The following is a 9,642-nucleotide window of genomic DNA, read 5'->3' as shown; positions in this document are numbered from 1 at the left end:
TTCTGAATCGCGAAGAGATACAGGGACTCCATCTGTCAGAACCGGTAAAACTCGGGCTGAGCAGCTGGCTGGGTAAAATGGAACAGAAAATTCATCGTGGTGACTTAATCTGGAGTTGCTGTCAGTTAATCTGAAAATAGAGATATCCAATATGGCTTAATAGTATCAAAATAGAATCGGAATTTTAGTCCCCATCTCATCATGATCGTGATAGAAATTGAAAACTATTAAATATCATTATTTAATCGATAGGATCATAAAATATGTCTATTGAAAGCATTTTAAAAGATGCAAATAGTTTTACAAGACGTAAGTTTTCGTTTTCATCAGGAGGTCTTAAATCACCCAATAAAATACGTATAAATCAAAATAATTTATCTGATAGAAAAAAAGAATTATATTCACCTTTAGCTATTATTCTTAAAAATAATCTATTAGGTGATTTACGTCTTAACACTATGTCTGATTCACCAGAACAAACATACCAAAAAATACTTTCCTCACCATTTCCTGTAGGTAACTGCCATGAGTATTCACTGGTGGTGTTTTTTTATTTACAACAAAATAGATCTCAAGATATTTTAAATGAACTTAAGTCATCTTGTACGATAGAAATTATATCAACATTCCCTCCATATGATCATAATTTTGTTCTAATTGTACCTATTCAGGAAAACGTAACCCGCAACATAGGCGATATATTCATACGTGACCAATTACCTTTTAACTCTTGGATATGTGACCCTTGGGCAAATATAGTCTGCAAAGCACATTATTATTCATTAGACTGGAGAATGAAAATGGAAAAATGGTCTGATGGAGGAAAATATATTGACGGTTTGATCGATAATAGTGGATTTGGAAGATTCCCTGTAGATCCAAGAGATGACCAAATGTATTATCTCGCAGAAAAATCCATAACAAAAATAAAAAACTTAGTTAGATTGGAATATAACACAGAACCCCAAAAAAATATCGGGAGCATTTTAACATCACTTGATAAAGATGATATCTGGCCATAACCAAGCTATTATTGAGTATATTTCATGATATAAAACTTAATATTAAAATACTCTTTCAATGAGTAAGCTATTTTATATAGAAATATTTCCCACACAATCCTCGCATCACGACCTTATAACATCACTATTTATCCCGCCAACTTATATACCACCTCATATATTAAGACTGGTTATTTATATAGTTCCCTCATTATTTTCTGCTTTTATCCTCTCTTGCTATATCCTCTATTACTACCACGGTTGAATATTCAATATAGCTCTCTCACTGAGAATAATTTTTTGTAATAAACACTTCGTTGATTAATCTGAGCTTTCTTAATTCACCACTAAAGAATCGACTCCTGACCAGAGAAGATTCAGTAGTGGTTTTTTATTTTTAAGACCATAAACGATACCCTCTTCTCCTCTCTTAATTCTTCCTTTCGTATCTCATCCATTTTAGATTATTTCCCTCACAAACAAATTAAATATATTTAATCATATTAAAACATTAATCTATTAATTAAATTAGTCACTCAACTTAATACAATTAACCGTAATTATCCATTTAACTAATCGATAATTGCTTTATATATAAAAAACAAAAATATATATTAAAAAACCAAACACAAACAAGTAAAAACATAAACAAAGTTTACATGTGAGCCCAATAAAGCGTCATGCGATGATTGCAAATAGTAGTTGTTATGCTTAACTTAGCATCATAAAACCAACAGTATCTAATACATAACTTTACATCATATAGCTCAAGATGCCGCGTGACGGTGAGTTTCTCCAACTATCATATATTCCCGTGTACAACAGGAATATGCGGTAGCTTTGAATAAAAGCGAGCCAATCTTATGGAAAGACAGTTTATAGCACATACTTCATCCGGTGAAGATTTATATTTTAAATCACTAAAAGGAACTGAAAGATTATCAGAGCCTTATCAATTTGAGATTGAATTATTGAGTAAGAATAGATTATCTGATCCTATATCTCTGCATAATACTGCACTAACCGTAGAAATAAAAACCCCGTCAAAACAAACCAGATACTTAAGTGGCTATATAGAACAAATTTCTTATTCCCCCTTCTATAAATATGATGACAGACTTTATTTATATACTGCCATAGTCAGACCTAAGTTATGGGAGTTAAGAAAAAAACTCGGATATAGTATCTGGCAGGAGAAAACTGTCCCTGAAATTATTTCCACTGTGCTACAGCAAGCCGGCGTCAATATCGAGGATAATCTCATTGAAAGTTATCGCCCGTGGGAATATTGCGTCAAATATAATGAAACTGATTTTGATTTCATTCATCGCCTCATGGCACATGAAGGTATTTATTATTATTTTAAACACGATAATGGCAACCATACCATGGTATTAGTCGATATGCCCCAAATGCATTTCCCTATGCCGGGGTATGATACGATTGACTATTTTAGTGTTGGTAACATATTAAGAAAGCTGGATAAAGAATATATTTATACTTGGAATATTTGTAGCACGACTATAGCAAACAGTTTCAGTACTGATGACTACGACTTTCGTAAACCCAGAGCCAAATTACAAACCCTCGTTCAAACACCGCTCAGTTCTATTGATAACACAGAAATATTTATGTGGCCCGGGCGCTTTGTAAAAAGTGATCAGGGTAAATTTTATGTCCGTGTACTTCAACAGGCAACAGAAGCACAAAGCGAACTCATTAATGGGCAAGGTAATGTATTAGGAATGGCACCGGGTCATACGTTCACACTTTCTCTGCCTAATAGTATTAAAGGGGATGATTACAATAATTACCTGATTACCGGAGCACAGTATTCATTTTATGAATCAAATTATGGCTCGGCCTTCGAGAATAATACCGATGATAATAATGACAATAAAATGGATAAAAATAGTGTTCAGTTTGAAGCCATTCCCTCCAATGTGCATTGGAAGCCCCAAGCTGTTATTCCCTGGCCAAAAGCAACCGGTGTAGAAACGGCGGTTGTCACCGGCCCTAAAAATAAACCTATATGGACTGATAAATATGGTCGGATAAAAGTAAAATTCCGTTGGGATAAAACTGATAAAAAAGACGATACCAGTTCCTGCTGGATACGTGTGGCAACTCGTTGGGCTGGCTGGCGATACGGCAGTGTCAACGTTCCCCGTGTGGGTGAAGAGGTTGTGATTAGTTTTGTCAACGGCGATCCGGATAAACCTTTTGTTATTGGCAGTACCTATAATGACGAAAACATGCCTCCCTGGGAACTTCCCAAATATGAAACCCGCAGTGGTGTGATGTCAAATACCAAGAGTGGTAAGCATGATCAGGCCAACTATCTCTTTATGGATGATGAACCGGATAAAGAGTTATTTGATCTGCATGCAGAGCGGGACATGAATATTTCCGTCGAAAAAGATAAAAATGTCACTATTGACGGGAATCGCACAACGGAAATCAAAAAAGAACAAACAGACACGGTGACAGGTAAAGCCAGATTTACCTACAAAAATACCCGTGATACGACTATCAACAATAAAGATACCTTAACCATTGATAATGGGCAGCAGCGAACTATAAAGAAAGGCCGAAACACCGAAATCAGCGATGGGGATACTTATAAACTCAAAGGTGATTTAACTGCCAGCATTGATGGAAACTGGACACAAAAGATTACCGGAACAACGCTAATCTCCAGTCCTAATCTGATTACAATCAAAAGTGATACTAATGTTGTCGTTGATAGCCCCCACTCCTTCTACACATCTCAGATGCTCAGTGTTTCTAATATCAAAGTCAGCATAAGTTCAGTGACCCTGTCACTGTCTACAACGAATCTTAATATCAGCTCAACCGATCTTAGTATCTCAAACACTAAATTTGCGATAAGCTCAACCATGGTATCACTGAGTTCAACAGGTGTAGACCTCAGTAAATCAGATGTGAAGGTAGCCACGTCAACTGCCTCAATTGCACAATCCAACGCCAATATTTTGAACAGTAGTTTACATATCATCTGTTGAGATAACTTGCTCTCTCGTTGTTGGTTGTGTTTCACTGATTCCAGTCGTTACATATCGGTGTTTATTGGAATTTTCTGCCATATCTCCATGATAAAACTCAGGATACATTGGCTATAAGTACAATTTGCAGGTTTTCCTTTTAATGAAAATTATCAAACCGTTACGTTTAAGTGTGCTTTACCGGCCTTATCGCTGGATGCAGAAAAATCACCTTGGAGTCGCGGTGATGGCGCTGGCAGATATGGGGCCAACCCCCCGCTTGCGCCCGGAACCTGAACTTTGGCAACTGGCTGAGCAAGAACTGAAAACCTGCAACGGGGTGATTGATCTGGCCATGCCTAAATCCCATCCGGAATTTCTGGCAACCGGTTATGCTTATACCCGTCATCAGGCGGATAAATCCGCGTGTGCGGTACGAATTAAAGTCGATCAGCTGGAAAAAAAACTGGTGGCATTTGGTGATCGTTACTGGGTTGGCGAGAAGCCTTCAAAACCTCAACCTTTTGAACATATGCGGCTGGACTGGAGCCGGGCTTTTGGCGGTGAAGGCTATGAAGAAAACCCACACGGCATTGGTTTTAAGCCAGAAACACAGGAAGACGGTACCAAAATACACCGGCTGCCAAATATTGAAACCGGCCATACGCCTTGGTTATCACCGGAAGAAACGCCTGAACCAGCCAGTTTCTGTCCACTGGATTTTGTCTGGCCACGCCGATTTACCCGTATCGGTCAGGGCTATGATAAGGCATGGCTGGAAAATGAATTTCCGGGTTATGCTCAGGATATTGACTGGCGAATCTTTAATGCTGCCCCACAGGATCAATGGTGGGACCAACTCGATGCCCTGCCGGTAAAAGCGCCGTGGCGGATTGAAAACATGCATCCGGAAAAACCGGTACAGGAAGGCATATTACCTGCATGGCAGGTACGCTGCCTGATTAAACGGTTACGCCCTGAAGACGAGATTGACGAAGAAATCATCATGCGACAGACCACCGTCTGGTTTTTCCCGCATCGGGAGCAAATGCTCCTGATATGGCATGGTAGCGCCCGAATCAATGAAGATGATGCCGTCGATGTCTTACAGATGATTACCGCTCTGGAACAACAGGATACCCCCTTATCGGCAAACCATTATCTGACGGTGGCTCAACAGCGCGCGGATAAAGAGAAAGGGGTGTTATATGCGTTCAGGGAAAAGGATCTGATACCGGAGGAGATTATCGGCCCGTGGATAGATACGGAACCCTCTACAGCAAGCAGCCCGATACAGGAATCTGTTCTTAAGCGTGAACAGCACCTGCGGGAACTGCAAGCTGCGCGTTTGTCTGAGCAGGGTTATGATATCAACGCAATTATTCCCCCCACTGCGCCGGACGCCAGCCCTTCGTCCCCTCCCCGACTGGATGAACTACCTGAATTCGTGGAAAAAATTGAACAGGAAGCCGCTCAGAAACGGGCAGAGGCCGAACGGAAACAAGCAGATATGACGGCTAAAGCAAAACAACAAGGAGTTGAGACCGAGCTTACCCCGTTGGAAAATCAGGCCAGAGGGCCAGAAAACATTTATCAGACACGGGATATTTTACATAGGGAACAACAGCATACCGGATTTGATGCACAACAGCTGGCGCAGACTGAACAGGCACTACGGGAACTGTATTTCACGTCAGTGCGGTCACAACCGCCTGCTCTACGGCTGAAAGGCGAATTATCCGCCTTTGTCCGTAAACGGGCACAGGACATCATGGCGCAGGGAGGCAATTTCAGCGGCATGGATTTTACCGGGGCAGATTTATCCCATCTGGATCTGAAGGGAGCCAACTTTTCCGGCGCCTTACTGGAAAGTGCCTGTTTTGATCACAGCCAACTGGATAATGCCGATTTCAGTGAGGCGATGCTGGCCAGAGCCTCGTTCTGCCATACCACTCTGTCTGGTGTCACACTGGATAAAGCCAATCTGACTCAGGTACATTGTGAACAGAGCGATTTTTCCGCCATCCACTTTGACGGCACACAATTACAGGAAGCCCTGTTCGACCATTGTCGGTTCAGTCATGCTACTTTCTCGAACCTTTTCCTGAAACAAGCCTTTATTACCCAGTGTGATTTTCACGCCTCGCACTGGACGGACTGTACTCTGACAGAATTGACTTTACCAGCTCTCCGTTTTCATCATGCCATCCTGAAGAAGGTCACGTTTCTTCAGTGTAAGCTGGAAAACGCCGTTTTTGACCATGCCCGGCTTTCTGACTGCACATGGATAGAAACAGCAGCCTGTCAAAGTCGGTTTTGTTCAGCCACCCTGTTAAATTGTGCTTTCGTGATGAACAGTACACTGAATCAGGCGGACTTTACTCAGGCGACACTGACTGAGTGCAATCTGCGTCAGATGCCGCTGGTACAGGCACAATTTCACTCGGCAACGCTGAATAACAGCGACCTGAGTGAAGCGGACTGCCGATCAGCACAGATGCAGAACCTGAATGCCGCCAAAAGTACCTTTATCCGCACCGATTTACGTGATGCCCGCTTGAATCACGCCAACCTGATGCAGACTCTGATGCAGAAATGCCGCCTGAATGGTGCGGATTTACGGGGTGCGAATGTCTTTCGGGCCGACCTTTCTCAATCGGTTATTGATGAAGCCACCCTGTTTGACGGGGCCTATATGCATGGCCTCAAGACATTACCGAAACGCGATAAGGACGTGATATGAATACCCTGTCAGCCGAGGCTCTGATCGCAAAAATCAAACAGGGTGATCTTATTGAAAAAGTCAGTGTACGAAATATCTCACTGACCGGGCAGGATTTAACCGGTGGGATATTCCATACCGTCGATTTTTCCGGAGCGGATCTGTCTGGAGCTCAACTGAAAGACACGCTGTTTACTGACTGCCGGTTCGATAAGGCATCGTTTGACGGTGCTCAGTTTGAACAGAATGTGTTTGAACACTGTCAGATGGCGGGGGCTGTTCTCAGTCAAAGCCACCTTGCCAACAGCCTGTTTAATCACTGTGATTTAGCACAGGCGGACTTTACCGGCACTCACCACGATGCCACCCAATTTACCGCCTGTACACTGCACGATACCCATTTTCATCACAGTGACCTGAAACGGGTCACCTTTATTGACTCGCTGCTTGATCAGACCCGGATCACAGGCAGCCAACTGTCTCTGGTCACCTTTTTCCGGCTGGATTTACGCAAAACACATTTTTCGGTCAGTACATTCACGCAAGCCATTTTTTTTGAATGTGATCTGCGTGGACAGGACTGGCAACAACTGTCGTTTCAGGCCTGTCAGTTTACCGGCTGTCAGTTGGCAGCGGTGAATTTCCATCAGGCACAGTTGACCCGCTGTAATTTTAAGGGAGCGGGCTTACAGGAGGCCGTCTTATCTCAGGTTAACGCCCACCAGTCTCTGTTTATCGAGGCGGATTTAACCCGGGCCGATTGTCGCCACAGTGTATTTACTCAGGCGCTCTTTATCAAAGCCTGCCTGACCTCGGCAGATTTCAGGCAAAGCCAGCTCACTCAGGCCATGATGCACAACGTTCACGCCGTCAATGCACGCTTCACCGGTGCTGAACTGGCCTATACCGATTTTTCCTACGCCAATATCAGTCACAGCGATTTTCAAACAGCGCATTTTATGCGTACCCTGTTTCATCGGGCTGATCAGACCGGGGCTGAATTCTCCGACCGACAGGGAATTCTGGAAAATGACCCTGACCTGTTTGCTGCCGAAGAGTGGAATATCCAACACAAGATGTAATCAGGAGCACACCTATGTCAAAACCTTCTTATGCGCTTTCTTCCCCCCCGCTCACGGATGAGCCCACACAACAGGTGGCTGGTCAGGTTATCCGCAGCTTTCCGGACGGCAGCTTTATGGTGGAAAGTCACCACCGTGGCTGGCGCTGCCAAAGAGCGGTCAGCTGTCTGCTGACTCCGGAACTGGGCGATACCGTCTTAGTCACTCAGGTGGAGGGGCAACACTGGCTGCTGGCAGTATTAACCCGACCGGAACACCAACAACAGGCAGAAATCACCGTTCCGGGGGATTTAACTCTCGCCCCTCAGGGTAATTTACATTTCAACAGCGAAGAGTTACATATTGATGCCGACAGCGGGCACTGTCATATCAAAAAAATGCACTATACCGGAGAATCCCTGTCCGCCTGGGTAACCATCACCCAATTGATTGGTAACCAGTTTGAATCAGTCTGGCAGACCATCACCCAACTCAGCCACCGGCTGTTTCGCCACACCGCGCAGACCGAACAGGTGCGGGCGGGCCAGTTAGATATGCAGGCAGACAGTTATCTCCGCCTGCACGCCCAGAACACACTAATGTCAGCCAAAGCTGTCGCGAAAATAGATGCTGAGCAAATTCATGTTGGTTAAGGAGGCCTTATGTTTGCCAATACACAAAGTGGCGGAATGGATCTGGCTGTACCGGATGTCTGCATGACCCCCCCTTTCTCGACCCCAATACCGTATCCCAATATGGCTCAGGGCCCGACCGGTATTACTAACGCCATGAATATCTTATTTTCGGGAGCACCGGTTCACAATCTGATGACGATCTATCCCATGACCACCGGCGATAATTCGGGTGTTAACATGGGCGTAGCTTCCGGTACAGTAATGGGGCCAGCACGACATACATTAGGTGCTAATACTCTCTTAATTAAAGGGGCTCCGGTGACACGTCTAACCAGTATGTCGATGCAGAATTCAACCAATGCAGTCGGCTGCCGTATCACCCCCAGTCAGACCAAAGTTCTGATTTTATCAGCCTGAACCCTGACATTCTTACGATGGTCTATTATATGTCTACTATATGATGGTCTACTAATATACAGGTGATGCCGGGAGCCTTAATGATATTGATGGACTCGTTTTATGAACTGAAAAAAACGGTGTCTTCCCTTCACGGCATGATGAAATCAGGCCGGGTCTTTACGCTGCTTTTACTACTGACGGGTTGTACCTCACAACCAGAAACACGACCACCTTATCAACTCCGGCTGACTATCGCCCCGGATGTCAATGAATCCGCGCCCCTGAAGATTGATGTGATGCTCCTGAAATCAAAAGAGACGTTTATGTCCGCCGATTTTTTTGCCCTACAGGGCAACGCCAAAGATGCTCTGGGGGATAAACTGGTCGATGAGGATCAGTATTTTATTCTTCCTGCCGAACGAACCCGGACGTGGCCGGAGCAAAATCAGCCTGACATTAACTACATTGGCATCATTGCCGAGTACCGGAACTTAGAGGGTAAACAATGGCGTCTGGCACTACCAGCTCCGCGTTCCACCAAGCCACCCTTTTACCAATTCTGGCGCTCTGCCCCGAAGACACTTCCGGTGTGTCTTAAAGTGACGGGGACAGGGTTAAGCCCTGACGAAACGTGTGCTGCATGGACTGAAGAACATCATGAATAAATCTGAAAAAGTCATCTGGACAGAAGGCATGTTTTTACGCCCCCATCACTTCCAGCAGGCGGAAAGCTATCTGGAAGCCTATACCCGTGATTGGGGAACCGCCCAACGGCCTTACTACTGGGGCTTTCTGACACTGGAACTGGATCAGGAAATG

8 protein-coding genes are annotated in these 9,642 nt (G+C 44.1%); all 8 read left to right on the top strand.

Annotated elements, in window-relative coordinates; genetic code table 11:
- Positions 1-263 precede the first annotated feature (263 nt).
- Positions 264-1,022 (top strand): hypothetical protein, encoded by a 759-nt coding sequence (locus Xinn_RS18840; RefSeq protein ID WP_086953319.1) that lies wholly within the window; start codon positions 264-266, stop codon positions 1,020-1,022.
- 842 nt (positions 1,023-1,864) lie between these two features.
- Positions 1,865-4,027 carry a type VI secretion system Vgr family protein gene (locus Xinn_RS18835; protein ID WP_086953320.1) on the top strand — a complete coding sequence of 721 codons (2,163 nt, stop codon included), beginning with the start codon at positions 1,865-1,867 and terminating at the stop codon, positions 4,025-4,027.
- Positions 4,028-4,169: 142 nt separating this feature from the next.
- Entirely contained in the window at positions 4,170-6,749 is a 2,580-nt protein-coding gene (locus tag Xinn_RS18830) for a DUF2169 family type VI secretion system accessory protein (protein WP_086953321.1), read from the top strand.
- Entirely contained in the window at positions 6,746-7,810 is a 1,065-nt protein-coding gene (locus Xinn_RS18825) for a pentapeptide repeat-containing protein (RefSeq protein ID WP_086953322.1), read from the top strand. Before Xinn_RS18830 ends, Xinn_RS18825 begins: the two co-directional genes overlap by 4 nt.
- Positions 7,811-7,824: 14 nt before the next feature.
- Positions 7,825-8,442, top strand: coding sequence for a DUF3540 domain-containing protein (locus Xinn_RS18820; RefSeq protein ID WP_086953323.1), 618 nt, complete (start codon positions 7,825-7,827; stop codon positions 8,440-8,442).
- 9 nt (positions 8,443-8,451) lie between these two features.
- On the top strand, positions 8,452-8,841 hold the full coding sequence (locus tag Xinn_RS18815; protein ID WP_086953324.1) for a DUF4150 domain-containing protein: 390 nt from the start codon (positions 8,452-8,454) through the stop codon (positions 8,839-8,841).
- 80 nt (positions 8,842-8,921) lie between these two features.
- Positions 8,922-9,488, top strand: a complete 567-nt coding sequence (gene tssJ, locus Xinn_RS18810; protein ID WP_169923619.1) for a type VI secretion system lipoprotein TssJ — start codon at positions 8,922-8,924, stop codon at positions 9,486-9,488.
- A partial coding sequence (tssK, locus tag Xinn_RS18805; protein ID WP_169923505.1) for a type VI secretion system baseplate subunit TssK occupies positions 9,481-9,642 on the top strand: 162 nt, incomplete at its 3' end. The genes tssJ and tssK, both read left to right, overlap by 8 nt.

This window comes from Xenorhabdus innexi, from assembly GCF_002632485.1.
In the GTDB taxonomy this organism is placed as follows: domain Bacteria; phylum Pseudomonadota; class Gammaproteobacteria; order Enterobacterales; family Enterobacteriaceae; genus Xenorhabdus; species Xenorhabdus innexi.
Note: the sequence above shows the minus strand (reverse complement) of the source record. Positions and strands in the feature narration are given on the sequence as shown.

What these genes read in the sequence shown, in the direction of transcription:
- Xinn_RS18840 (WP_086953319.1), top strand. Translation starts at nt 264, where the DNA reads ATGTCTATTGAAAGCATTTTAAAAGATGCAAATAGTTTTACAAGACGT.
- Xinn_RS18835 (WP_086953320.1), top strand. Translation starts at nt 1,865, where the DNA reads ATGGAAAGACAGTTTATAGCACATACTTCATCCGGTGAAGATTTATAT.
- Xinn_RS18830 (WP_086953321.1), top strand. Translation starts at nt 4,170, where the DNA reads ATGAAAATTATCAAACCGTTACGTTTAAGTGTGCTTTACCGGCCTTAT.
- Xinn_RS18825 (WP_086953322.1), top strand. Translation starts at nt 6,746, where the DNA reads ATGAATACCCTGTCAGCCGAGGCTCTGATCGCAAAAATCAAACAGGGT.
- Xinn_RS18820 (WP_086953323.1), top strand. Translation starts at nt 7,825, where the DNA reads ATGTCAAAACCTTCTTATGCGCTTTCTTCCCCCCCGCTCACGGATGAG.
- Xinn_RS18815 (WP_086953324.1), top strand. Translation starts at nt 8,452, where the DNA reads ATGTTTGCCAATACACAAAGTGGCGGAATGGATCTGGCTGTACCGGAT.
- tssJ (WP_169923619.1), top strand. Translation starts at nt 8,922, where the DNA reads ATGATATTGATGGACTCGTTTTATGAACTGAAAAAAACGGTGTCTTCC.